Annotated in this window: 22 protein-coding genes; 11 read left to right on the top strand and 11 right to left on the bottom strand. The window is 43.9% G+C overall.

Annotated features, from left to right (window positions below; all coding sequences use genetic code 11):
- The first annotated feature begins 97 nt into the window (after nucleotides 1–97).
- On the top strand, nucleotides 98–1189 hold the full coding sequence (ychF, locus tag JZ784_RS02975; protein ID WP_130145234.1) for a redox-regulated ATPase YchF: 1092 nt from the start codon (nucleotides 98–100) through the stop codon (nucleotides 1187–1189).
- Nucleotides 1190–1542: 353 nt separating this feature from the next.
- Nucleotides 1543–1848 carry a hypothetical protein gene (locus JZ784_RS02970; protein ID WP_346313742.1) on the top strand — a complete coding sequence of 102 codons (306 nt, stop codon included), beginning with the start codon at nucleotides 1543–1545 and terminating at the stop codon, nucleotides 1846–1848.
- Between the two features lie 53 nt (nucleotides 1849–1901).
- On the opposite strand, the gene JZ784_RS02965 is transcribed toward JZ784_RS02970, so the two are convergent.
- Nucleotides 1902–2435, bottom strand: a complete 534-nt coding sequence (locus JZ784_RS02965) for an Mpo1-like protein (RefSeq protein WP_346313741.1) — start codon at nucleotides 2433–2435, stop codon at nucleotides 1902–1904.
- Between the two features lie 109 nt (nucleotides 2436–2544).
- On the opposite strand from JZ784_RS02965, the gene JZ784_RS02960 reads away from it, so the two are divergent.
- A complete protein-coding gene (locus JZ784_RS02960) occupies nucleotides 2545–3246 on the top strand; it encodes a Crp/Fnr family transcriptional regulator (RefSeq protein ID WP_346313740.1) in 702 nt (233 codons plus the stop codon).
- A gap of 121 nt (nucleotides 3247–3367) precedes the next feature.
- On the opposite strand, the gene JZ784_RS02955 is transcribed toward JZ784_RS02960, so the two are convergent.
- The gene (locus JZ784_RS02955) at nucleotides 3368–3526 is read right to left on the bottom strand and encodes a hypothetical protein (protein ID WP_228128316.1); all 159 of its coding nucleotides are present in this window, start codon (nucleotides 3524–3526) and stop codon (nucleotides 3368–3370) included.
- Between the two features lie 394 nt (nucleotides 3527–3920).
- Nucleotides 3921–4403: a hypothetical protein gene (locus JZ784_RS02950; RefSeq protein ID WP_346314246.1), complete on the bottom strand. Its 483-nt coding sequence runs from the start codon at nucleotides 4401–4403 to the stop codon at nucleotides 3921–3923.
- A 103-nt stretch (nucleotides 4404–4506) separates the two neighbouring features.
- Between JZ784_RS02950 and JZ784_RS02945 the strand changes: the two genes are divergently transcribed.
- From JZ784_RS02945 to dapC, 5 genes are all read left to right on the top strand, one after another.
- Nucleotides 4507–5253, top strand: a complete 747-nt coding sequence (locus tag JZ784_RS02945; protein ID WP_346313739.1) for an AzlC family ABC transporter permease — start codon at nucleotides 4507–4509, stop codon at nucleotides 5251–5253.
- A gap of 1 nt (nucleotide 5254) precedes the next feature.
- Nucleotides 5255–5602: an L-valine transporter subunit YgaH gene (gene ygaH / locus JZ784_RS02940; RefSeq protein WP_346313738.1), complete on the top strand. Its 348-nt coding sequence runs from the start codon at nucleotides 5255–5257 to the stop codon at nucleotides 5600–5602.
- A gap of 179 nt (nucleotides 5603–5781) precedes the next feature.
- Nucleotides 5782–6996 carry a formate-dependent phosphoribosylglycinamide formyltransferase gene (purT, locus tag JZ784_RS02935; RefSeq protein WP_346313737.1) on the top strand — a complete coding sequence of 405 codons (1215 nt, stop codon included), beginning with the start codon at nucleotides 5782–5784 and terminating at the stop codon, nucleotides 6994–6996.
- 29 nt (nucleotides 6997–7025) lie between these two features.
- Complete coding sequence (glnD, locus tag JZ784_RS02930; protein ID WP_219189666.1) at nucleotides 7026–9692, top strand: [protein-PII] uridylyltransferase; 2667 nt, start codon at nucleotides 7026–7028, stop codon at nucleotides 9690–9692.
- Between the two features lie 24 nt (nucleotides 9693–9716).
- The gene (gene dapC / locus JZ784_RS02925) at nucleotides 9717–10886 is read left to right on the top strand and encodes a succinyldiaminopimelate transaminase (RefSeq protein ID WP_346313736.1); all 1170 of its coding nucleotides are present in this window, start codon (nucleotides 9717–9719) and stop codon (nucleotides 10884–10886) included.
- 173 nt (nucleotides 10887–11059) lie between these two features.
- Here dapC and JZ784_RS02920 read toward each other — a convergent pair whose 3' ends face one another.
- Nucleotides 11060–11542: a glutathione peroxidase gene (locus tag JZ784_RS02920; RefSeq protein ID WP_346313735.1), complete on the bottom strand. Its 483-nt coding sequence runs from the start codon at nucleotides 11540–11542 to the stop codon at nucleotides 11060–11062.
- Nucleotides 11539–11958, bottom strand: a complete 420-nt coding sequence (gene msrB / locus JZ784_RS02915; protein ID WP_005010896.1) for a peptide-methionine (R)-S-oxide reductase MsrB — start codon at nucleotides 11956–11958, stop codon at nucleotides 11539–11541. The genes JZ784_RS02920 and msrB overlap by 4 nt, the downstream gene beginning before the upstream one ends.
- 228 nt (nucleotides 11959–12186) lie before the next feature.
- Between msrB and JZ784_RS02910 the strand changes: the two genes are divergently transcribed.
- Nucleotides 12187–13617: a pyridoxal phosphate-dependent aminotransferase gene (locus JZ784_RS02910; RefSeq protein WP_005010899.1), complete on the top strand. Its 1431-nt coding sequence runs from the start codon at nucleotides 12187–12189 to the stop codon at nucleotides 13615–13617.
- A 61-nt stretch (nucleotides 13618–13678) separates the two neighbouring features.
- On the opposite strand, the gene JZ784_RS02905 is transcribed toward JZ784_RS02910, so the two are convergent.
- Nucleotides 13679–15658 carry an acyltransferase family protein gene (locus JZ784_RS02905; protein WP_346313734.1) on the bottom strand — a complete coding sequence of 660 codons (1980 nt, stop codon included), beginning with the start codon at nucleotides 15656–15658 and terminating at the stop codon, nucleotides 13679–13681.
- Nucleotides 15659–15880: 222 nt separating this feature from the next.
- Here JZ784_RS02905 and JZ784_RS02900 point away from each other — a divergent pair, with 222 nt between their 5' ends.
- Nucleotides 15881–17053 carry a YbfB/YjiJ family MFS transporter gene (locus JZ784_RS02900; protein ID WP_346313733.1) on the top strand — a complete coding sequence of 391 codons (1173 nt, stop codon included), beginning with the start codon at nucleotides 15881–15883 and terminating at the stop codon, nucleotides 17051–17053.
- 222 nt (nucleotides 17054–17275) lie between these two features.
- Here JZ784_RS02900 and JZ784_RS02895 read toward each other — a convergent pair whose 3' ends face one another.
- The 3 genes from JZ784_RS02895 to icd all read right to left on the bottom strand — a co-directional run bounded on the left by JZ784_RS02895 (nucleotide 17276) and on the right by icd (nucleotide 19643).
- Complete coding sequence (locus JZ784_RS02895) at nucleotides 17276–17434, bottom strand: hypothetical protein (protein WP_005010906.1); 159 nt, start codon at nucleotides 17432–17434, stop codon at nucleotides 17276–17278.
- 533 nt (nucleotides 17435–17967) lie between these two features.
- Nucleotides 17968–18264, bottom strand: coding sequence for a hypothetical protein (locus JZ784_RS02890; RefSeq protein ID WP_346313732.1), 297 nt, complete (start codon nucleotides 18262–18264; stop codon nucleotides 17968–17970).
- 125 nt (nucleotides 18265–18389) lie between these two features.
- The gene (gene icd / locus JZ784_RS02885) at nucleotides 18390–19643 is read right to left on the bottom strand and encodes an NADP-dependent isocitrate dehydrogenase (protein WP_346313731.1); all 1254 of its coding nucleotides are present in this window, start codon (nucleotides 19641–19643) and stop codon (nucleotides 18390–18392) included.
- A gap of 197 nt (nucleotides 19644–19840) precedes the next feature.
- Here icd and JZ784_RS02880 point away from each other — a divergent pair, with 197 nt between their 5' ends.
- Nucleotides 19841–20629, top strand: coding sequence for a pseudouridine synthase (locus JZ784_RS02880; protein WP_346313730.1), 789 nt, complete (start codon nucleotides 19841–19843; stop codon nucleotides 20627–20629).
- A gap of 37 nt (nucleotides 20630–20666) precedes the next feature.
- Here the strand turns inward: JZ784_RS02880 and JZ784_RS02875 are convergent, their stop codons facing one another.
- Together JZ784_RS02875 and JZ784_RS02870 are read right to left on the bottom strand one after the other, a co-directional pair.
- Nucleotides 20667–21431: a hypothetical protein gene (locus JZ784_RS02875; RefSeq protein ID WP_346313729.1), complete on the bottom strand. Its 765-nt coding sequence runs from the start codon at nucleotides 21429–21431 to the stop codon at nucleotides 20667–20669.
- Nucleotides 21432–21495: 64 nt separating this feature from the next.
- Entirely contained in the window at nucleotides 21496–23199 is a 1704-nt protein-coding gene (locus tag JZ784_RS02870) for a M61 family peptidase (RefSeq protein WP_346313728.1), read from the bottom strand.
- Nucleotides 23200–23231 lie beyond the last annotated feature (32 nt).

Genomic DNA, 23231 nt, shown 5'->3' with positions numbered 1-23231 from the left:
ATTTGCCTGCTCCCGCAGCTCAACCAAGCCATGACTTTGTCATGGCTTTCATGTAAAATCATCGGCAATTTTTATATAACACTGTGTGAGTCATTTCATGGGTTTTAATTGCGGTATTGTCGGCTTGCCGAACGTTGGTAAATCTACACTTTTCAATGCATTGACTAAAGCTGCGATTGCTGCAGAAAACTTCCCATTCTGTACCATCGAACCAAACACAGGCATCGTGCCTGTACCTGACCCACGATTGGATAAACTGACTGCTATTGTTAAACCGCAGCGCGTCATCCCAACTACGATGGAATTCGTCGACATCGCAGGCCTTGTAGCCGGCGCATCTAAAGGCGAAGGCTTGGGCAACCAGTTCCTTGCAAATATCCGTGAAACTGACGCGATTGCTCATGTAGTGCGCTGTTTTGAAGATGAAAACGTGATTCACGTAAATGGCAAAATTGACCCGCTGGACGATATTGCCACCATCAACACAGAACTGGCGCTGGCTGACTTAGATACAATTACTAAAGCAATCACACGTTTAGCGAAATCTGCCAAAGGCGGCGACAAAGACGCGATTGCAACCAAAGCCGTTTTAGACAAAATCTTGCCTTTACTTGAAGAAGGCAAACCTGCCCGCGCTGCGGACTTAGACGATGATGAACGCAAGCTAGTACGCGGTTTCGGCTTAATGACTTTAAAACCGACGATGTACATTGCCAACGTAGCGGAAGACGGTTTTGAAAACAACCCTCACCTTGATGCTGTGAAAAAGCTAGCAGCTGAAGAAAATGCGATTGTGGTGCCGCTGTGCAATCAAATTGAAGCGGAAATTTCATTGCTTGAAGATGAAGACCGTGCTGAATTTTTAGAAGCTTTAGGCATGGAAGAGCCTGGCTTGAACATCGTAATCCGCGCAGGTTATGGCTTACTTGGCCTGCAAACCTACTTTACGGCTGGCGTACAGGAAGTCCGCGCTTGGACAGTTAAAATCGGCGCAACGGCACCGCAAGCGGCTGGCGTTATTCACACTGACTTCGAAAAAGGCTTTATCCGCGCGGAATGCATAGCGTATGATGACTTTGTTCAGTACAACGGTGAAGCTGGCGCGAAAGAGGCTGGCAAATGGCGTTTAGAAGGAAAAACATATATCGTTCAAGACGGTGATGTATTGCACTTCCGTTTTAACGTTTAAACCCAATTGGAAAAGCCAGCGTTAAGCTGGCTTTTTTATTTTCAAAATTTTTGCATTGCCCATCTTTCATGAACGCTGCGATGCGCAGCATGTACGTTCGTTATGCTAGATTCCTTTCCTTCTATGTTCTGCGCTATTTTGATTAAAATTCATAAAAAATGATGCTCCTTGATTAATTTTCTGATTGTTGTTTTTTGATCAACACAAGCTTAAATCCTGCTTAAAATCTCAAAAAAACCCACAATTTCACTGCAGCTGATTGCGTTTCAGCAACTGCATTGCAACTGAATCATGAATCATATTTGCCTAATTTGGAAACAGGCGCTGATGCCTGTTTCCAAAGAATAACAGCAATGAAAAAACTCAGCACAATCCTGACTGCAGCAATCCTCACCATGCTTAGCGCAACAGCATTTGCATGCCCTAAAGGAACAACCGCTACAGGCGGCACAGGCCCCAATCATAAAGGCGGCACCTGTGTTCCAGCCAAAATGCATGCCGCTAAACCGCATGAAAAAGCCAAAAGCCATACCGCTAAAGAACACGCCAATATGATGAAACCTGCAGAGCAAAATATGCACAATGCCAATATGAAAATGAACAAGCCGGCAACAGATATGAATAAAACCCATACCGAGATGAATAAGACCAAACCATAAGGTTAAAAAAGCCGGTTCAATAAACCGGCTTTTTTATCATTCAGCTTTTTAAATTAAGAGATGTTCACGATTTTGGCATCCATCAATGCCCGCTGCTTCCTTGCTTCTTCCAGCATGCGCTGTTCTATCTCTTTTCTAAAGCCCAGCATAAACACCACTTCCGCTAGCACAAATAACGGCCCTATGGCTAAGCCAATCACATCATCCATAAAGGCTGGTTTTTTCTTTTCATAAAAGTGCCCGATAAACTGAATGATCCAGCCGACAACAAAAAACCCGATGCTGGCAAGCAGCCATGCGGCCAAGGTCCATTGTGCAATTGAGTACGCCAGCGGATAAGCCAGCGCAAAAATGGCCAGCATAATCAGTCCGAAAATTTTATCCAGACTTAAATAATAAATAATGGTGATGGCCATAATCACTAAGGCCAGTGTTAATTCAAATCCAGACAGCATCACGCCCGCCCGAGCCGTTAAACACATGATAGAAAAAACAATCAGGGGAATACCGGCAAAATGGCTCACAATATTTTTGTGGTTCAAATGATAAGCCGCATACTGGCTCAGCAGCTGTTCGAGTTTAGTCATGGTGATGCATCCTTGTACCGATTATGCTTTCACTATATAAGAATAATAGTGAGCAAGATGTCGCGCAGCCGACAACTGAAGCCAAAAAATATAAATGGAATTTACCCTAATGCTCGATCCGCAATATTTGCCGCATTTAAAGAACAATTTTTGGTATGCGCAGCTCAGCCCAGCTTATCAGCACTATATTTTAGAACATGCTCAGCTGCTTCAAGTGCAAAAGGATCAAAATATTTTCCTTTCAGGTGATTCTTTTGATGGCTTATATGCAGTTTTGGAAGGCGCTGTACGCCTAGGCTACATTGATATTCACGGCAAAGAAGCGCTGGCTGCCATTGCAGAACCGATTATGTGGTTCGGTGAGATTTCACTGGTCGATCAGCAGCCCCGCTCACATGACGCCATTGCCATGCAAAAATCCACGATTCTGCATTTGCCCAGCAGCAGCATTCAGCAGCTGGTGACTCTGCATCCGCAATTTTGGTTTCATATCGCGCAGCTCACCAGCCAGAAACTGCGTTTCGCATTTTTAGAACTGATTTCCATACAGACGCAAAATATCACACAGCGTTTAGCGCAGCGCCTGCTGTTTATTTTAAATGGCTATGGCAATCACATTGAAATAGCGCATCGCAGCATACATCTATCACAAGAACAGCTGGCGCAGCTGCTGGTATGCTCTAGACAGACGGTTAACCAAGAGCTGCAAGAACTGGAAAGGCTTGGCGTGCTGAAGGTGGCTTTTCGGAAAATTGAAATACTGGATGCTGCTCTGCTGCATCGGATTGCGCATGCATTGCCTCAAACTTAATGATTCAATTCTGAATTTGACACAGCATCTGTGTGCAATTTCAGTGCAGTATTGCGCACTCTTTCGGAACGATTTTTTTTTGTGATTTAAAACAGTGCTTTTAGTATGTCACTAGAAAATTTTAAGACAATAACTCGCAGACATTAACGCTATCAAAACCATTGGTACAGGCCGCTACTTCTTGGGAGCTGGAATCGGCTTGTCCTTTTGTATTTGCCTGTACATTTGCAGCTGCGGTCATAACGGCAAATAGAACTAGCATCACTAATGCTTTTTTCATATTAATCACCCATTCATCTTCTTTAAATTTACTGATACAACTCATCTTTTACGAGGATATTTTTACACATTTTATCAAATAGCGATAATTTTCATTTTTTATAATGTTATTGTATTTTTATATTACTCAGCGTTTTAAGATATTAAATAAAACCATTCCCACTTTAGGATTCATATTTTTTATATTGATAAATTAATAATTTAGACTAAATACAAAAGATAAAACAACGCTAACCAAGCAAGTTCATCATACTCATTAAGATGCAAGACTTATTAAATAAAAAATATTTTTAATATGAGATTTCTTAAATTAATGATTATCTATTTCTACAGATTTATTTTTTATGATGATTCAAAAAGCCGCAATGGAATTGCCTTTGCGGCCTGAAAAAAACTCAAACACCCACTTTTTTCGGATCTGTATTGCCTAAATCCGGGTTTTCAATTGCACCCTGGCACTGCTTTTTATCTCTCTCATAATCCACCTGCTTTTGTGCCGCTGTATCAGTCTGTTCCATGGTTTCCCTGGCCCAAATTTCCAAACTGGTCAGCGCTTTACGGCAAAGCGCATATTTGCCTTCAGTCACCGAATCCGTCATTTTGACATTAATGCGCCAGTCTGTACTGAGCTTGCGAGCCGGCTTGCGGACGTGCTCTTCCAGCTGATCAAGCTTCTTGCTGTAAACCAGCCCATCTACTTGATTAATGAATTTCCATGCCTCATTTGCATAAGTCGTTGCGTCGTTGCTGAGTTTTGGCGCAGGCTTAATCACAACCTTTTCTTCTGCCTGATCTGACGGCTTGCCGCAGGCTTGCAGAAAAAGTGCACTGCTGGCCAAAATGACTGCTTTAAAAGCATTCGAAGTAAAGCTGAACATCTTAAGTTTACTCATACAAACATTTCGGCACTATGCTAGTAAATTCAGCTACAATACACAATCTTATTTGACCTATTGATCAACTCTCCCGCTAAGGTGTGTCGTGTCAGAGTACAATCCCTCTCCAGTACAGCCTGCTGGCTTTTGGCAAGGCGCTAAAGACAGCCAAGCCATTATTTTTACCTATCTTCCTGTCTCTTTTGCCTTTGGCGTATCTGCAACCCAATTCGGCTTCAGCGCATGGGAAGCTTTGTTTCTCTCCTGTTCCATGTATGCGGGCGCCAGTCAATTTTTAGTGGTTGCATTATTGGGCAGCGGCACATCCATTTGGATGACGGCGCTTACTGTCATCGCGCTGGATATCCGCCATTTACTTTACGGCCCAGCCTTGCAAAACCTGATTCAAGACCGCTTAAACCTAAAGAAAACAGCCGTTTGGGCATGGGGTTTGACTGACGAGGTTTTTGCTTCCGGCATGATCAAGCTGTCACAGCGCCGTCAGGAATGGTCTGAATCATGGATGCTGGGACTCAGCCTTTTCAGCTGGATGTCATGGGCGCTAGGGTCTTTTTTAGGCGGCTTGTTTGCCGATCAAGTCAGCAATCTGCCTCAGTTTTTGCAAGCTGCACTGGATTTCCTGCTGCCAGCGCTGTTCCTCAGCTTCCTATTGGCTGCCTTTGAGAAAAAGCATACCTTTGTCGTCGCAGTGACTATCATCGTTTCTGCCGTTGCCTGTTATTTTATCGATTTATCTGCCGCCATTTTCATTGGCATTTCATCGGGCATCTGTGCAGGATTATTTAAGCATTATGTGCTGAAACAACCAGACCCAGAGCATATTGGAGGCTAAGATGAGCTTAGAAATTATTTTAGTTGGCCTCATGGTTGGCATTGCCAATTTTGCTTCACGCTTTGGACCATTTTATTTTATTCAAAAATTCCAGCAAGGCTCTCAGCAGCGCGGCTCGTTATGGCTAAAAATCGCTCTAGGATCGATTGGCATTTCAGCCATCAGCTCCATGCTGGTGGTTGCTACTTTACCCCCACTTTTAGAAACACCGAATAAAAGCATGGCGATGCTGGCGGGCTTTATCGTGCTTGCTGGCTTATATTTTAAATTCAAGAAAATTGTTCCCGCCACACTGACCGCAGCACTCACCTATGGTTTGGTCTATACCTATGTGCCTTTCAATTTTTAAGCCTTTAACGCACTCGCATTATGCGCAGCGCCTGTGATGATCAGAGGCGCTGCGCTGCCATCCTTTCCCTGCGTTTCTTCATAAATAAAATTGTTGGACAATATCATTTATTTCTGTGAATCGGCGCTTAATCCATCAGTCAGTTCTGTTATGCTAAAAGCCCATAAAATCAAGCATGGATGATTCACATGAGCGTGACTATTGGTACCCCACTTCAATCTTCTGCTTTTAAGGTTTTACTTTTAGGCTCTGGCGAACTGGGTAAGGAAGTGGTGATTTCTTTGCAGCGTTTAGGTGTAGAAGTCCACGCTGCAGACCGTTATGAACACGCCCCAGCCATGCAAGTTGCGCATTTCTCTTATGCGCTGAATATGGCCGATCCAGTTGCACTAAAAGCGCTGATTAATCAAGTACAGCCCAATCTGATTGTTCCTGAAATTGAAGCAATTGCAACGCAGGTTTTAGTCGAAATTGAAGAGCAGAATATTGCCACGGTTATTCCTTCCGCCAAAGCGGTTAATCTCACCATGAACCGTGAAGGCATCCGCCGCCTTGCTGCTGAAGAATTAGGCCTTCCAACATCTGCTTACCGTTTTGCCGATACACTGGAATCTTTCCGCGCCGCCTGCGACGATATTGGCTACCCAAATTTTGTTAAACCTGTAATGTCTTCTTCAGGTAAAGGCCAATCCCGCGTGAAAAGCTTTGCAGAAGTGGATACTGCTTGGGAATATGCGCAAACAGGCGGACGGGTGAATCAAGGCAAAGTCATTGTGGAATCGCAAATTGATTTTGATTTTGAAATTACTCTGCTGACCGTGCGCGCTAAAAATGCTGAAACAGGCGAAATAGAAACATCATTCTGCGATCCGATTGGCCACCGTCAAGACGCTGGCGATTACGTTGAAAGCTGGCAGCCGCAAGCCATGGCACCTGCCGCTCTGAAAGAATCTAAACGCATTGCCAATAAAGTGACCGTTGCGCTTGGCGGCTGCGGTATTTTTGGCGTTGAACTATTTGTCAAAGGCGACAAAGTGTGGTTTAGTGAAGTATCCCCCCGCCCGCATGATACAGGCCTTGTCACGCTTGCATCTCAATTCCAAAGCGAATTTGAGCTGCATGCGCGCGCAATCTTAGGTTTGCCAGTAAATACGGCACGCCATAGTACAGCAGCCAGCGCGGTCATTTATGCGGGGGTTGATGACACGAATTTATCATTTTCTGGCTTAAATCTTGCTTTGGCAAATCCAAATACTGATTTGCGCCTCTTTGGCAAGCCAGAAGGTTTTAAACGCCGCCGCATGGGTGTCGCAACTGCACGAGCAGAAACAACAGATCTGGCGCGCGAACTTGCTCAATTTACTGCGCAGCAAGTCAGTGTTCATCAAAACTAAGCTTGCAACACCATAACGGACCACTGTTCATGATCAATACTTTACCGCTGCTGAATTACATTAAAAGTAATCAAGACATTCAAGCAATCAATCAATGGCGCACAGATGTTGAAAATCAGCTGCAGGAATATTTTGACAATGGACAGTCTATCCGTGATGTGATTTTGGCGCGTTCCAATATTATTGATGAAGCGCTGCAATTTTTATGGACACATGCCGGGCTCGATCAAACCGGCTTGGGCTTATTTGCCGTAGGCGGTTACGGCCGCCGTGAAATGTTGCCCTATTCCGATGTTGACATCATGATTCTCTCAGAAGACACCATTTCTGAAGAACACGAAAAATTGATATCGACCTTTATTTCATCTTTATGGGATGTCGGCAATTTCAAGCCGGGCATCAGCGTGCGCACCATTGCAGACTGCGTAACGCAGGCCACCAATGACCTGACCGTCGCGACTGCGTTAATTGAATCACGCTTAATTACCGGCAATCTGTTTTTGACCAAATGGCCGCGCCGCATTGTATCGCAGACATGGACAGACAAAACCTTCTATGATGCAAAAATGCAGGAACAGGCTAAACGCTATGCGCAGCACAACAACACAGAAAGCAACTTAGAGCCTGACATTAAAAACGCGCCAGGCGGCATCCGCGACATCAACCAAATTGGCTGGATTGCCAAACGGCATTTCCGGGTCAACCGCATTTACGATTTAGTGCATTTGGGTTTTATTTCTGAATTTGAACTGGGCGTACTAGAGGCGGCTGAAAGTTTCCTTTGGGAAATCCGCCATCATTTGCACCGTTTAACCAAACGCGATGAAAACCGCTTACTGTTTGATTATCAGCGTGAAATCGCAGCAAAATTCGGCTATGTGCGTGAAGAGGATAAATCGCCGAATTATCCAATCGAACAGTTCATGAAGCGCTATTACCGTAATGCGCAGCAAGTATCCACCTTAAATGAAATGCTGCTGGCGTATTTCAATGAATCGGTTATTACCCCGCGCTTGCCGGACTACAGCCGCAGCATTGAAGAGATTAACAGCAACTTTAAACTGGTTGACGGCAAACTGGCTGTGCAGCATCACAAAATTTTTTCAGAAAATCCAAGCGCGATTTTAGAAATTTTCTATCTGCTGGCGAACCGTCCTGAAATTACTGGCATCCGCGCGCGCACGTTGCGCCTGCTGACTTTGGCTGCGAAACGCATCAATCAAAATTTCAGGGATAACCCAGAACATCAAGCCATGTTTATGGCAATCATCCGCTCGCCTTACCGCCTGTATGACACCATGGTTGCCATGAAGCGCTACGGTGTTTTAGGCAATTACATTCCTGCATTTGGGCAAATCATGGGGCTGATGCAGTATGATTTATTCCATATTTATACGGTTGATGCGCATACTTTATTGCTGATCCGCAATTTAAACCGCTTTAAAGAACCTGAATTTGCTAAGGATTTCCCTGTAGTCAGTTCAGTCTTCCAGCGCCTTGCCCGCAGAGACATTGTTTACCTCGCGGCTATTTTCCATGACATTGCCAAAGGCCGCGGCGGCGATCACAGTGAACTGGGCGCAGCCGATGCAATTAAATTCTGCATGACGCATGGCTTTAGCGAACGCGAAGCCAATCTTGTCGCATGGCTCGTCAACAATCATTTGCAAATGTCGGTGACTGCACAGAAAAAAGACATTTCAGACCCCGATGTTGTGCGCACATTCGCAGAGAAAATGGGCGACATGGAGCACTTGGATTATCTGTATGCCCTGACGGTGGCAGATATCAACGCCACCAATCCAACATTATGGAATACATGGCGCGCATCATTGATGCGCCAGCTGTATACCCAAGCGCGCGATGTGATCCGTTCCGGCCTTGGCCGCCCAGTCGACTATCAAATGCTGATTGAAGACACAAAATTTGCGGCCAGCGAACAGCTGGTCGAAGAATTCTCATTGGATGAAGTGGAAAAAGTCTGGCAGGAATTAGGCGATGAATACTTTATTAAAGAATCTGCTGATGAAATTGCATGGCACACCCGAGCGATTCTGAAACACGGCGATAATCCTGAACCGCTGGTGCTGATGCGCGCGCACCGCAAATATGCGCAAGATGCCGTGCAGATTTTTATTTACACGCAAGATCAGCCCAACCTCTTTGCCACGACAGTGGCCATTTTAGACCGCATGAATTTAGACGTGCAGGATGCGCGGATTATTACTGCATTAAAAGCATTCAGTCTGGATACCTATGTGGTCTTGGACCGTTTTGGCACACTGCTGAATGACCCTGAACGGCAGGAAACCGTGATTCAAGCGCTGGTGAAAGCACTCAGCCAGTCTGATAAATATCCAGGCCTGATGCAGCGCCGCATTCCGCGCCAGCTGCGCCACTTTGATATTGAAAATACAGTAGATATCTCACTGAACGAAGCCTTGCAGCAAAATATGGTTGAAATTGCGACACTTGACCACCCTGGCCTACTTGCCAAAGTCGGCGGTTTATTTATGATGCAGGGGCTGGATATTCACTCTGCAAGAATTGCCACTTTAGGCGAACGCGCTGAAGATATTTTCTTTGTGACTAAAAAAGATGGCACGCCAATGAATGCTGATGAAGCCGAAACCTTCGCTGCTCAGCTGAAGTCCGCGCTGGACGAAGCCTCGCATTTAGTTTGCGGCCATCATTAACTTATTTGAACCGGTAACCATTCCATGAACTCTAGTTTGTCATTATTGCACCCCTATCCATTCGAAAAGCTGAATAAGCTTTTTCAGGACGTTAGACCTGCAGATTTGCCTTTGATTCCACTATCTATTGGTGAACCAAAGCATCCTGCACCTGAATTTGTGAAGCAGGCAATTATTGACAACTTCCAGCACCTCTCCACTTATCCAAACAGCAAAGGCCTTCCTGAACTCCGCAGCAGCATTGCCAACTGGCTGACACGCCGTTTCAAGCTCAACAGCATCAGCGCTGAAAATCATGTGCTGCCTGTTTCCGGCACACGTGAAGCCATCTTCTCGTTTGTGCAGGCTTTGGTAAACCGTGAAGATGCGCCTTATGTGGTGATGCCGAATCCGTTTTATCAAATTTATGAAGGCGCGGCACTGCTTGCTGGCGCTACGCCTTATTTCATCAACTGCACTGAAGAAAATAACTACATAGGCGATTTCGATGCCGTTCCAGCTGAAGTGTGGAAAAAAACAGCTTTGCTTTTTGTCTGCACACCGGGCAACCCTACAGGTGCGGTACTGTCTAAAGAACAGTTTAAAAAGCTGATTGCGCTTTCTGACCAGTACAACTTTGTTATTGCATCAGATGAATGTTATTCAGAATTATGGTTTGATGAAGCGCCTGCAGGCCTATTGGAAGTTTGCGCCGAAATCGGCCGGGATGACTATAAAAACTGTGTTGTCTTTCACTCCCTGTCTAAGCGCTCCAACTTGCCGGGCATGCGTTCTGGCTTTGTCGCGGGCGATGCAGCGCTGCTGAAGCCTTATTTGAAATACCGAACTTATCACGGCGCAGCTATGCCGGTGCAGCATCAAATAGCATCGATTGCAGCATGGGATGATGAAACCCATGTCGAAGAGAACCGCAAGCTCTACCGAGCGAAATTTGAATTATTCCAAACTGAATTAGGCCACGTATTGCCGCTTAAAAAACCCGATGCTGGTTTTTATTACTGGCTCAAAGTAGACAATGATGAAGCTTTTGCAAAGATGCTGATGGAAAAAGCGCATATTAAAGTGCTTCCTGGCCGTTATTTGTCACGTGAAACACCTGAAGGAAATCCGGGTGAAAACCATGTCCGCATGGCGCTTGTTGCAGATATTGCACAATGTGACGAAGCCATTCAGCGCCTGAAAGCAATTCTATAATGCCTTAAGATTAACATTGACAGACTGCTTTGACATTGTCGAGCAATGCTTATGAAATGTGATCCAGATTAAATAAAACCCGCTTTAATCAGCGGGTTTTATTTTTTAAACATCAGGCGGAAAGAAAATAATAAAGGCGCTTATGCGCCTTTAAATCTTATATTTGGAAAATTTTAACCAGTTAAAGCTTTTTCAATATCTTCCTGCAAGGCTTCCGGCTTAGTTGTCGGCGCATAACGGTTTAATACCTTGCCATCCTTGCCAATTAAAAATTTAGTGAAATTCCATTTAATGCCATTTCCCAATACGCCTTTAGAATTATTGGTTAAGTAACGGAAAATCGCATGCGCTTCAGGGCCTTTTACATCCACTTTGGCAAACATTGGAAAATCTACGCCATAGTTTTTTTGGCAAAAGGCGCCGATTTGATCATTACTGCCCGGATCCTGCCCGCCAAACTGATTACATGGAAAACCCAGCACCAAAAAGCCCTGATCCTTATACTGCTGATAGAGTTTTTCCAATCCTGCAAATTGCGGGGTAAAACCGCATTTGCTTGCGGTATTCACGACCAGTAAAACTTTCCCTTCGTAATCTGCAAAAGATTTATTTTTACCGTCCAACAACTCAGCTTCAAACTGATAAATGCTTGTCATGGATAAGTTTCCTCGTCATTTTTTTCTTGTGTTTTTAAGTCTAATGAAGCCGAATTCACGCAATAGCGCAATCCTGTCGGCTGCGGACCATCTGGGAAAACATGCCCTAAATGTGCGTCACAATGATGACAGACAATTTCTGTTCTCAGCATGCCGTGCGATGTATCTTGATGCTCCTCAATCACTGTCCCATTTACAGGGCGGAAAAAACTTGGCCAGCCGCATCCGCTGTCAAACTTTGTTTCAGAAGTAAATAATGGCTCTCCGCAGCAGCGGCAAACATATGTGCCTTCTTGCTTAGTATTCCAGTATTTTCCCGTAAAAGCCGGTTCAGTTCCCTTCTGACGTGTAATGCGAAACTCTTCTGGCGATAACTCTCGTTGCCATTCTCTTTCTGTTTTATTGAGTTTTCCCATGATGACGTCCCTTTATATTGTGCTATTTAAAATAGGATAATCGTATATTTACGTCATTCAATCTTAAATTTCTAGTCTTTATTCAACAATTTACAAAATCAATATAATGCTCAAAAAAGCAAAAGGTAAGCAAATATAAAATCAAGGTAAGCAAATATAAAAATTAAATGCTTTTTTGTGAGCAAATTTAGTGTTAGGCTTGGTCTGACTCTTGCTCAGGATTAAAAAATGTCGCAGAAAAAGAGCGTAATTTTTAAAAATCTGCTGCCCGTGATTAAACAATATCAACAGGCAGGGTTTACGCATGAAAAAATTGTTGCTTTACTCAGAGATGAACATCATCTCGATTTGGTAACAACCGAGACATTTAAAAGCTATTTATACCGTTATGCAAAAGTGACCTCCACTCTTTCCGAGAACATTAAAATGCCGAACACTTTCCACACCCCACGCGAAATTAAGAAATCGTCTAAGCTCGAGCATGTATGCTACGACATTCGCGGGCCAGTGTTGCGAGCGGCCAACGAAATGGAAGAGGCTGGACACAAAATCATTAAGCTGAATATTGGCAACCCTGCCCCATTCGGTTTTGAAGCCCCTCAAGAAATCATCAATGATGTTGCATTGAACCTGCCGAATGCGATTGGCTATACAGATTCAAAAGGCATCTTCCCTGCGCGCAAAGCCATTTGCCAGTATTATCAGCAAAAAGGCATTCTGAACATGCACGTAAACGACGTGTATGTGGGCAATGGCGTATCAGAACTGATTGTAATGGCGATGCAGGGCCTACTGGATGACGGCGATGAAATGCTGGTGCCCATGCCGGATTATCCGCTTTGGACTGCCGCCGTTAACTTATCTGGCGGTACAGCCATTCACTACAAATGTGATGAAGAAAACTACTGGTATCCAGACATTGCGGATATGGAAAGCAAAATCACCCCCAATACCCGCGGTATTGTGATTATCAACCCAAACAATCCGACTGGCGCGGTTTACCCTCGCCATGTGCTGGAACAAATTGTTGCCTTAGCCAAAAAATATGACTTAATTTTGTTCGCTGACGAAATTTACGACAAAATTATTTATGACGGCATTGAGCATGTATCCGTAGCAGCTTTAGCCGGTGATCAGCTGTGCATTTCTTTTAATGGTTTGTCCAAAGCGTACCGCATTGCAGGCTACCGTTCAGGCTGGATGGCCATCACTGGCGATAAATCCCGCGCCATGGATTATATTGAAGGTTTGGACATGCTGGCGTCCATGCGCTTATGTGCAAATCACCAAGCGCAATATGCGATTCAAACCGCGCTTGGCGGTTATCAGTCTATTAATGATCTGATCCGCCCAGGCGGCCGTTTGTACGAGCAGCGCAACATTGCATGGGAAATGCTGAATGAAATTCCTGGCGTATCCTGTGTTAAGCCGGAAGGCGCAATGTACTGCTTCCCTAAATTAGACCCTGAAGTTTATCCAATTGAAGATGATGAAAAATTCATGCTGGATTTCTTAAGGGCTGAAAAAGTCTTGCTGGTTCAAGGAACTGGCTTCAACTGGCCGACACCGGATCACTTCCGCGTTGTCTTCCTGCCAGCAGAAAATGAACTTCGTGAAGCAATTACCCGCTTAGGACGTTTCTTGTCTAAAATGCGTTAAGCCACAAAACTAAAAAACCGCACAACAGTGCGGTTTTTTAGTTTTCATAATAAAGTTAAATTTAATGCAGCTTAAGCGGATTGCCGAATTGCTTAATGTAGGCTAAGCCTAATTGCTGTGAACCTATATAGTTTAGATGATTATCATCTTTATTCCGGTACAGCGGCACGCCATTTACATTGATGCTGCACAATGCTGCGCCACAAATTGAATAGGCAGGACGGATAACTTTAAGCTGTGGAAACTGATGCTCTGCCCGCGCAACCATCTTATTAAACTGGATTAAATCCCGCTGAAACACTTGCCGGGAAACAGCGCAATTGACTCGTATATTTAATATTTCATTTCGCACAATGCAATCTGCAGGAACATCATTCTGCATTAAACGCGGCATATCATCCAGCAGGATCACTTGATCAGCAGATTGGGAAGCAATTGCAATTGCTTTCATCAGCCCGTTTTCAAAGATCTCTTCGCTGCTGTGGTCTGTGCCATCCTGCAATTTCCATCCCTGATGAAAATACGGATAGTACCCGCCAGCCAAGATAATCATAGGATAATGCTTATGCGCTAGATGCGCAGTAATAGCATCATTTCTTTGCTTCGTTTGTTCCAATTCTATCCATTTGCCATAATTCATTTGCAAGGTATGCACATCTGGCAAATAGAATGTTGAACTTTGTGTCACATCATAGCCGCGCAACTGAGCATCTTTAGCCCAAACATCCAGCATGCCGCTATAACTATTGGCATGTGAATCACCAATCAGTAAAAAATCAATTTCATCTTTTTGCCGGCCCAATACGCAGTCTTCAGGTTTTGGCAAAGTGCTGGGATCTTCAGTATCCATGCATTTATAGCGGACCTCATGCGCAAAAGCATTCAAGGCCGCTGTTTGCGTATAAATCGCTTGGGGAAAACGCTGCGGATAGCCTTTTTGCTGCCACATCGAAAATGCCGCACAGGAAAATAGCAAGGCTGGCAGTACAAAACCCGCTAAAATCACCGTCTTATTTGGCAGCATGACAAAGCGTTTCGAGGGCTTTTCAATGAATATATAAGTTATATATGCCAGTGAGATGGAAATCACCAGCACCAAAAACTGGTTAAGTTCATTCATCGGCCGCATATACATATAAAACAGCACAATAACCGGCCAATGCCAAAGATACAGCGGATAAGAAATTTTCCCCACCCATCGGCTAAAACCATTGCTGAGCAGCAAATTGTGCTGCGGCGCTGAACCGCCAGCATAAATAATCAATGCAGCAGCCACGCAGGGAAATAGCGCCATTACTCCCGGAAATGGCGTTTTATGATCCATTAAGCATGCCTCAGCAAAAATAACCGACAAACACAACCAGACAATGAGCTTAGTTACAGCAGCCGGCAACTTAATTTTAGGCATAAAGCAGATCAATGCTCCGCAAAGCAGCTCGAAAGCCCGTACTGGCATGCTGTAATACGCTTTTTCTGCATTATCATGAAGTTCAAATTGCGCATAGGCCAAAGACACAATAAATAAAGCGCCAATCAGCCACAGGACATGCTTAAATCCCCATTTCTGAACAAAAAACAGCAGGATCAGCGGCCAAAAAATATAAAACTGCTCTTCCACGCCTAAAGACCATAAGTGCAGCAAAGGCGTTTCGTGCACACTTTGACTAAAGTAATCTCCCACTTCCTTCTGCATAAAAATATTAGCCATTAAAAACGTTGCATACAGCACGCTTTTAAAGTAAGTCATAAGATCATCAGGTAAAAGCACATGCCAAGCGCCAAGAGACACAGCAGTCAATACCGTAAAATACGCAGGCGCTAATCGGACCACCCGTTTCTTATAAAAACGAGCTACTGAAAATTTTTCTGTCTGAATATCATGAATCACCGTCGTTGTTATCAAATAACCAGAGATCACAAAAAAAATATCCACACCAATGTAGCCGCCGGAAAAAAAAGTCCAGCCTATATGATTGAAAATGACCAATAAAACTGCAGCCGCTCTTAGACCGTCAATATCAGCGCGGTATGAAAGATTCATGATTTATGACAGTGGCAAAATAGTATCGCGATTGTATGCCTTTCTTTCGAAAATTCAATTTGCAAGCTTAAACGTTTTATTCACTGTACGCCTGAGTACAAGACAAACATACAAGCTGAGGATATAGGCCTATTTTTTATCATTTTTTGTGATTTACAGTCCTACAAAACCTGCCTTATTCATGCTATTTTTTAAGCAAATGTAGAACCTAATGAGTACAGGATGTCCTCAACCCGCGTTAAATTAAGCATTTTTTTATGCCTATGCATGTGTTTAGGCATTGGCATTCTGCGTTTTTCCTATACCGCGCTTTTACCGACAACACGTGAATCTTTTGGCTGGACGGCTCATTTTGCCAGCATCCTCGGCAGTGCAAATTTGCTGGGCTATTTAATGGGCGCATTTTGGGCGATGCGTTTGCCGCAAACCCGTGTCATGGCAGCCTATATTCAAGCCGCAGCCTTTGCCGGCATGTTCAGTTTAATGAGCTGCGCCTTTTCCGGCTTTCCTGACCTGTGGTATTTATTTTGGCGGGTTATTTCCGGCATCTGCGGCGGTCTGATCATGATTCTTTCACCCAGCATTGTGGCGCAGTGCTGCGAGTTAAAAGACCGTTTTAAAATCAACTTCATCGGCTTTAGCGGTATAGGCATTGGAGTTTTGCTGGCCACGCTGTTCCTGCCCTATTTGGACCAGATCGCAGTCCGTACCGCTTGGCTCATCTTAAGCGCATTTGCACTGGCGATCAGTATCTGCTTAAGTGTGCTGTTGCAAGACCTTAAACCGCTGCTCAGCACCCATTCAGTAAAACAGCATGAGCAAGTGCAGCTGAATACCGTATTTTTAAGCTTAATTGCAGTCTATGGCTGCAGCGCTTTTGCTTATGTGCCGCATTCATTATTTTGGATTGATTATTTAACCCAAGTGTTAAAGCTGGACTTATATTGGATGAATTTCAACTGGATTCTATATGGTTCCGGCAGCGCCCTAGGCGCATTCTGCTCTTATCTCTTAGCCAAGAAATTAGGGAATTTCACCACTTTAAAAATTCTTTACTGCACCTATGTTTTTGCTATTGCCGTGGCAGTACTCAACATCAGCCCGCTCTTTACCTTTATGTCTTCATTTTTGACAGGCCTGCTCAACCCTGCCGTGGTCTTTTTAACCTCCTACACCATTTTGCAATTATACGGCAACGCCTATAAAAAGCTGTGGAGCATTGCCACACTGACTTTTGCCGCCATCCAATTGATCGGGGGGCTGAGCTTCAGCGCGCTGCAGCATTTTGGCATCAGCTATCATCAGCAATTTATGATTGCTTCTGCTGTTCTGCTGATTGGCACTTTGCAATTGTTTTGGGCAACACGAAGCAATGCACATATAGCAGCTCAATAGTCCCGTGAGTTAAGCCTGCCATCCAGCAGAAAAGCAATACTGCTATTGATGGCAAAAATAAACAGGCGTCAAATCCCTTGACGCCTGTTTATTTTATAGCTTTTGCTATGGGTTTTATTCTTAGCCAAAACACCGTCTAATTCCAAAGCAATGCCTTGGCTATTGAGCCTAAATTTTTAAAAACTCCATATAAACACTGTCATTCGCAGCTCAGCTGAAACTTTAGCGCTGCTGCTGATTGCGTTGATTTTTCTGGTTGTGCTGCTGTTTGCCAGATTTCTGATCTTGCTGCGGTTGCTGTTGCTGTTGTTGATTCTGCTGGTTTTGCTGTTGCTGATCCTGTTGCTGCTGGTTTTGCTGTTGCTGCTGATGACGGGCCATTTCATGTAACTCCTGCTCTGTGAAATGAAATCAATGCATACACCTAAAGCCATGTATCCATCTGTGATAAAAATACCGCTTTGTTCAGCTTTCCTTATTCAACATCTTGGCAATAACCACTTTAGCCCAGTTATCCGTGTTTCCAAGCCCCGAGCTGTTTCAAAATGCTTCAATGTAATGACACTTTAAATAAAATGAATAAATTCAGCAGCCCGATAATTTAATATTTACGGAATTAACGCTACTGCTAACGATGCAAACTTAATTAAACACAACCTTCAGCAGAGTAAAAATTTTTCCCGACTGTACTGCAAATACTGAGCCTGCATAGCCTCATGCCGCAATAGATCTGAAAATCATCTGATGCAGCGCTGGGCTATCTATCCCTTCAGATCATGTCCCAAGCTGCAGGCCAAACAATCAGGATGTGCATCACTTATGCAAAAATAATCCCGCAAAAAGCGGGATTATTATTTGACGGCAATCAGGCATCATACAAACTTGCTTTAAGCGCTGCTTTCAACACTGAAGGCCTAGCGCTCTTTCGTCACGTTGTAAGCATCTTGCGCAATGGCCAAACTTTTCTTTTTGCCTTCGTCGGTATCAGCAATTTCATTCGTTGTACCATTTTTTGCTTTAGGCTGACTGGGAGCACGGGTTTGACCGTATAGCCGCCGCTGCTCTTGCTGAAAATTGGCATCTGCTGTCGCGCCCGGACAAGGCTTGGACTGATAGATGATTGAACCTTTCAGATTGCATTTATACACTGCGCCAGCCTGCGCTAAACATGGCATTCCCAGCAAAATTAAAACTGACCAGTAAAGCTTCATTTTTTATTTCCCTTATAATTTCCGTACAAAATATCATCAAGTTTTTTAAAATTCTAGCTTTTACAAACAAATAACCCGCAATATATGCGGGTTATTTGAAACTTTATGGAGCTTCTTGCCGGCGGCTATTCCATATTATCAATAATGGCTTGACCAAATTCAGAACACCGAAGCAGCGTTGCATCCGGCATCAAACGCTCAAAATCGTAAGTGACGGTCTTGGCCGCAATTGCTCCGGAAATGCCTTTGATAATTAAGTCAGCAGCCTCTTCCCAGCCCATATCGCGCAGCATCATTTCGGCAGAAAGAATAATGGAGCCTGGATTTACCTTATCTTGGCCTGCATATTTAGGCGCTGTGCCATGTGTCGCTTCATACACCTGAACTGCACCGCCAATATTCGCTCCTGGAGCAATGCCAATACCGCCAACTTCGGCCGCCAGCGCATCGGATATATAGTCGCCGTTTAAGTTCAGCGTCGCAATTACAGAATAGTCGGATGGACGCATTAAAATCTGCTGCAGGAATGCATCAGCAATCACATCTTTAATAATGATATCTTTACCTGTTTTGGGGTTTTTAATTTTAACCCAAGGGCCTCCGTCAATCAGTTCACCGCCAAAACGCTCCAGTGCCAGTTCATAGCCCCACTCTTTAAATGCGCCTTCGGTATATTTCATAATGTTGCCTTTATGAACCAGCGTCACAGACGGCTTATTGTTATCAATCGCAAATTGAATGGCTTTACGAACCAGACGCTGAGTGCCTTCCTTAGAGACTGGCTTGATGCCGATACCGCAGTTCTCTTCAAAACGGATCTTGGTGACACCCATTTCTTCTTTTAAAAATTTGATGACTTTTTTCGCTTCCGGAGAATCCGCTTTCCATTCAATGCCTGCATAAATATCTTCAGAATTTTCACGGAAAATCACCATGTCGGTCTGTTCCGGATGCTGCACAGGAGACGGCACACCTTTAAACCAGCGTACTGGGCGCACGCAGACATATAAGTCAAGTTCCTGACGCAGTGCAACATTAAGCGAGCGGATACCGCCGCCTACGGGAGTTGTCAGCGGGCCTTTAATCGATACAACATATTCACGCAGCGCTTCCAAAGTTTCATCCGGCATATAAGTGCCGTAAATTTTATTGGCCTTTTCACCGCAATAGACTTCCATCCATTCAATAGAACGCTTGCCGCCGTAAGCTTTTTGCACAGCTGCATCAACCACGGCTTTCATGGCCGGGGTAATATCGACACCAATGCCGTCCCCTTCAATAAAAGGGATAATCGGCTGATTAGGCACGTTTAATGACAAATCTGAATTTACGCTTATTTTACTGCCATCCGCGGGTACGGCAATTTTCTGATAACCCATTTTCTGTAATTCTCCTTCTTCTTTATCTGGCAATCTAAAAAATATTTGCCAATTCACAATACTTTCATTCTATCTTCACGCATAATAGATTAATCGAATTCAAACATCTTTGAGATTTATAAGGGAAATAACCTTATTTCCCGCTTAAATAAAACTCGATGTTTCTTTTATTTATATTAGTGAAGAAGCTATTTCATATGAAAATCGTCATTCTCAATAAGCCTTATGACGTGCTCTCCCAATTCCGTAAAGACGAAGCGCACATGACCATGTCCGACTTCGTAGACGATCCAACTTTGCGTTTGGCTGGCCGTCTAGATATGGACTCCGAAGGTTTAGTCTTCCTAACCGATCACGGCGGTCTAAACCAATACATTACCAACCCTGTCAATAAAAAGTTTAAAACTTATTTGGTTCAGGTGGAAGGTGATGTCACTGAAGAAGCACTTGAGCAGCTTCGCAAAGGCGTAGAGCTAAAAGACGGCATGACACTTCCTGCCAAAGCGGACAAAGTTGAACAGCCTGAATGGTTGTGGGACCGTGATCCTCCTGTACGTTTCCGCGCCTCTATTCCTACGTCTTGGGTTGAAATTTCAATCTGTGAAGGCCGTAACCGCCAAGTGCGCCGTATGTGCGCTGCTGTGGGTTTCCCAGTTTTGCGCTTGATCCGCACTCAAATTGGCGGAATCAGTCTGGTTCAAATGGACTTAAAGCCAGGTGAAACAAAAGAGATTGAACCGCTGCTTTACCCAGACTTCCAAAATATTCCTGCGGAAGAGCCTTACCGTTCACGTTCTTATGTGAAAAAACCAGGCGGTACGGGCGGCAAGCCAATGGTGCGTAAAAACAAAGACGGCTCTGTGAAGAAGTCTGGTACAAAGCGCATTTGGCAAATGGATGATAGCGAGAAGCCGAAACGCCGTACCAACGGTACGACACGCCCAAATACTAAAGCGCCACGCGGCCGCGGACGTAATGGCCGTTAAGATTCAAGAATATTAAAGCTCACGTAAGTGGGCTTTTTTATGCTTCATACTTTAATTCTTTATCCAAATGCATGTTTACGTGAAAAAATGGTGAATTTACGTTTCTTGGATATAATTGCATGAATAAATCTCTTTGAATTTCAACTCCATTCTTACATTCGTAAGACACATTGAAGAGTTCTTCTAACTGTTTATTCAAATTTAATTGATCAACTAATTCTGTTGATAGATGAAGTTTCATTTCTGCTTTATCAGATCTCTTCAAAAGATCTATATTTTCTAAACACTCTAATGTCTTTTTTTCAATAATTTTAAAATGATAAGCCTCTTCTCCCAAGTTTTCTATATTAAAATATATAGTAATAAAAACCACATTATCGTACACATACTCCCCTGTATCGGTATCTACTGGGACACTATTACCGAAAGCGGCTCTTGCTTGAAAATCTGAAATGAAAAGTTTCGGGGCTAACAGCTGTCGCTGTTCCAACTGCTGCTCTTTTTGGGTTTGAACCAATTGTGCTTGTTGCTCAATTCCTTTTTGCATTTCATCAATTTGCAATTGAAGCGCTCTTTCTTGCTGTTCCAAAGCTTTAGTATTTTGATCTAACTGTTTACCTTGCTGGATATAACCCAAAATCAACCAAAGAAATGCAATGGGCGCGACAATTCCTGCTAATGCATCACCTAATTCATTAAGTGATTCAGGAGATTTCAGACCGCAAAAAAACCAAACAAAGAAAATTACAGCAAGCCAAATCACTGTAATGCCAACACCCCAATTTAAACTTTTCTGATTCATCTTTTTCTAATAAAAAACCCATACCTAAGTATGGGTTTTACCTTAAAATTAAAGGCTTATCAAATTAAGCTTTCAGCCATAAATCCGCTTTTGCTTGATCTACAACTTTCAGTTCAACTTCACTCAGTTCAGAACCTACAGCCTTCACATCAAAAGACATCAATTCATCACGGCGGAATGCAAGCACAGTATAACTGCCAGCTTGCTTGGCATACTGTTCAAGCAGTTTGGCTGTCGCCTTCAAGCCATCAACAGCAATAATGATGTCATTGGCAGATAAGCCTGCTTGAGCGCCAGCGCCATCACGGCGCGCAGACTGAACTAGAACGCCTTCAGGCTTGTCAGCAAGCTTTAAGCCAAATGGCAATGCTTTGTCATTTTTTAGGCTATAGCTTAAACCAAACTCTGGGAACAGCTGATCTAAGGGCAATTCATCTGTGGTATTGATCAGATGATTAATCTGTTCCAGCCAGCTGTCACCCGTCAGTTCTTTACATAAATCGAAAATGGTGCGTTCATTGACTTGAATGCCATTTTGCGCATTTTCGTACAGCTTACGCATTAACGCATCCAAGCTCGAACCGCGCATCCGCAAGCCTAAATCCAAGCACAGCGCCACTAAACAGCCTTTGTTATAGTAGCTCGTACCCGCATTATTTGAGTTTTCATCCTGGCGGTAAAACTTCACCCATGCATCAAAGCTAGACTCAGACACTGACTGCACGAAACGTCCAGGGTTTTGCAAATAACGGTCTATTTGCGCTTTCAGCAATGTCAAATATGAATCCTGATGAATCACGCCGCTGCGCAGTAAAATCAGGTCATCATAATATGAGGTAAACCCTTCAAAGATCCACAGCAAAGAAGTATAGCCTTCTTTGTTCAGGTCATAATTGACGAAATTTTCAGGGCGGATAAATTTCACCAGCCATGAGTGGAAATATTCGTGACTGCATAAGCCCAAAAAGCGCTGATAGTCCTTTGACGGCTCTTCCGGTTCATCGGCTTTTGGCAGGTCATCACGCGGTGTAATCAGGCTCGTACTGTTTGGATGCTCTAAACCGCCATAGCTGCTGCCTGTCGCCATGGTCATAAAGGTATAGTCCGCGAACGGCGCAGTACCAAACATTGAAATTTCAGTGCTGCAGATTTTTTCAATGTCCTGTTGCATGCGCTGCGCATTCATGGCATGTTTGCCAGACACCACAAACTCATGCGGAATGCCATGGGCTTCAAAGCTAAACCGTGTTTGATCTGCAAGCTCAAAAGGCGAATCAATCAGCTGCGCATAATTGTCGGCATACAGGGTGTAACGGCCTTTCACCAACGTTTTAGACTTTAAGCCAGTGGCAATTTGGAAATGCTTCAGTTCTTCAGGCAAGAAAATTTCCGCTTCAATGGCCTTGTGTTCCTGCCCTTCCAAACCTAAACATGCGCAAGCTGGATTAACATATAAACGGGACTGGTCAACATAAGCGCCGCGCACTGACAAATCATAGGCATAGACATCATATTCAACCGTAATCAGCTCATGATCGGTGTTGAATAAGCGCCATTTATTCTTTTCAAATTTTTGAATCTGCAGCTGGCGCCCGTCTTCATCGTAAGCGCGTACCGCTTCAATATGTTTTGAAAACTCGCGGATTAAATAGCTTCCCGGTATCCAAGACGGCAGTGACAGCACTTGCGTTGGATCTGCCAAGAAACGCGCAGTGACATGAATAAGGTGCTGACGATAATCGTCAAATTCGATTTGATAATGCAGCATAATGGGCAATACAAAATAAAAAAAGATAACTT

This window comes from Acinetobacter sp. CWB-B33 (assembly GCF_039655955.1).
Taxonomy (GTDB): Bacteria; Pseudomonadota; Gammaproteobacteria; order Pseudomonadales; family Moraxellaceae; genus Acinetobacter; species Acinetobacter bouvetii.
Note: the sequence above shows the minus strand (reverse complement) of the source record. Positions and strands in the feature narration are given on the sequence as shown.

Coding starts and splice junctions, on each gene's coding strand:
- JZ784_RS02880 (WP_346313730.1), top strand. CDS start 19,841: ATGAAAATCGTCATTCTCAATAAGCCTTATGACGTGCTCTCCCAATTC.
- dapC (WP_346313736.1), top strand. CDS start 9,717: ATGAACTCTAGTTTGTCATTATTGCACCCCTATCCATTCGAAAAGCTG.
- JZ784_RS02965 (WP_346313741.1), bottom strand. CDS start 2,435: ATGACTAAACTCGAACAGCTGCTGAGCCAGTATGCGGCTTATCATTTG.
- ygaH (WP_346313738.1), top strand. CDS start 5,255: ATGAGCTTAGAAATTATTTTAGTTGGCCTCATGGTTGGCATTGCCAAT.
- JZ784_RS02920 (WP_346313735.1), bottom strand. CDS start 11,542: ATGACAAGCATTTATCAGTTTGAAGCTGAGTTGTTGGACGGTAAAAAT.
- JZ784_RS02890 (WP_346313732.1), bottom strand. CDS start 18,264: ATGAAGCTTTACTGGTCAGTTTTAATTTTGCTGGGAATGCCATGTTTA.
- JZ784_RS02870 (WP_346313728.1), bottom strand. CDS start 23,199: ATGCTGCATTATCAAATCGAATTTGACGATTATCGTCAGCACCTTATT.
- JZ784_RS02910 (WP_005010899.1), top strand. CDS start 12,187: ATGTCGCAGAAAAAGAGCGTAATTTTTAAAAATCTGCTGCCCGTGATT.
- ychF (WP_130145234.1), top strand. CDS start 98: ATGGGTTTTAATTGCGGTATTGTCGGCTTGCCGAACGTTGGTAAATCT.
- icd (WP_346313731.1), bottom strand. CDS start 19,643: ATGGGTTATCAGAAAATTGCCGTACCCGCGGATGGCAGTAAAATAAGC.
- JZ784_RS02960 (WP_346313740.1), top strand. CDS start 2,545: ATGCTCGATCCGCAATATTTGCCGCATTTAAAGAACAATTTTTGGTAT.
- msrB (WP_005010896.1), bottom strand. CDS start 11,958: ATGGGAAAACTCAATAAAACAGAAAGAGAATGGCAACGAGAGTTATCG.
- JZ784_RS02905 (WP_346313734.1), bottom strand. CDS start 15,658: ATGAATCTTTCATACCGCGCTGATATTGACGGTCTAAGAGCGGCTGCA.
- JZ784_RS02950 (WP_346314246.1), bottom strand. CDS start 4,403: ATGTTCAGCTTTACTTCGAATGCTTTTAAAGCAGTCATTTTGGCCAGC.
- glnD (WP_219189666.1), top strand. CDS start 7,026: ATGATCAATACTTTACCGCTGCTGAATTACATTAAAAGTAATCAAGAC.
- purT (WP_346313737.1), top strand. CDS start 5,782: ATGATTCACATGAGCGTGACTATTGGTACCCCACTTCAATCTTCTGCT.
- JZ784_RS02875 (WP_346313729.1), bottom strand. CDS start 21,431: ATGAATCAGAAAAGTTTAAATTGGGGTGTTGGCATTACAGTGATTTGG.
- JZ784_RS02955 (WP_228128316.1), bottom strand. CDS start 3,526: ATGAAAAAAGCATTAGTGATGCTAGTTCTATTTGCCGTTATGACCGCA.
- JZ784_RS02900 (WP_346313733.1), top strand. CDS start 15,881: ATGTCCTCAACCCGCGTTAAATTAAGCATTTTTTTATGCCTATGCATG.
- JZ784_RS02895 (WP_005010906.1), bottom strand. CDS start 17,434: ATGGCCCGTCATCAGCAGCAACAGCAAAACCAGCAGCAACAGGATCAG.
- JZ784_RS02970 (WP_346313742.1), top strand. CDS start 1,543: ATGAAAAAACTCAGCACAATCCTGACTGCAGCAATCCTCACCATGCTT.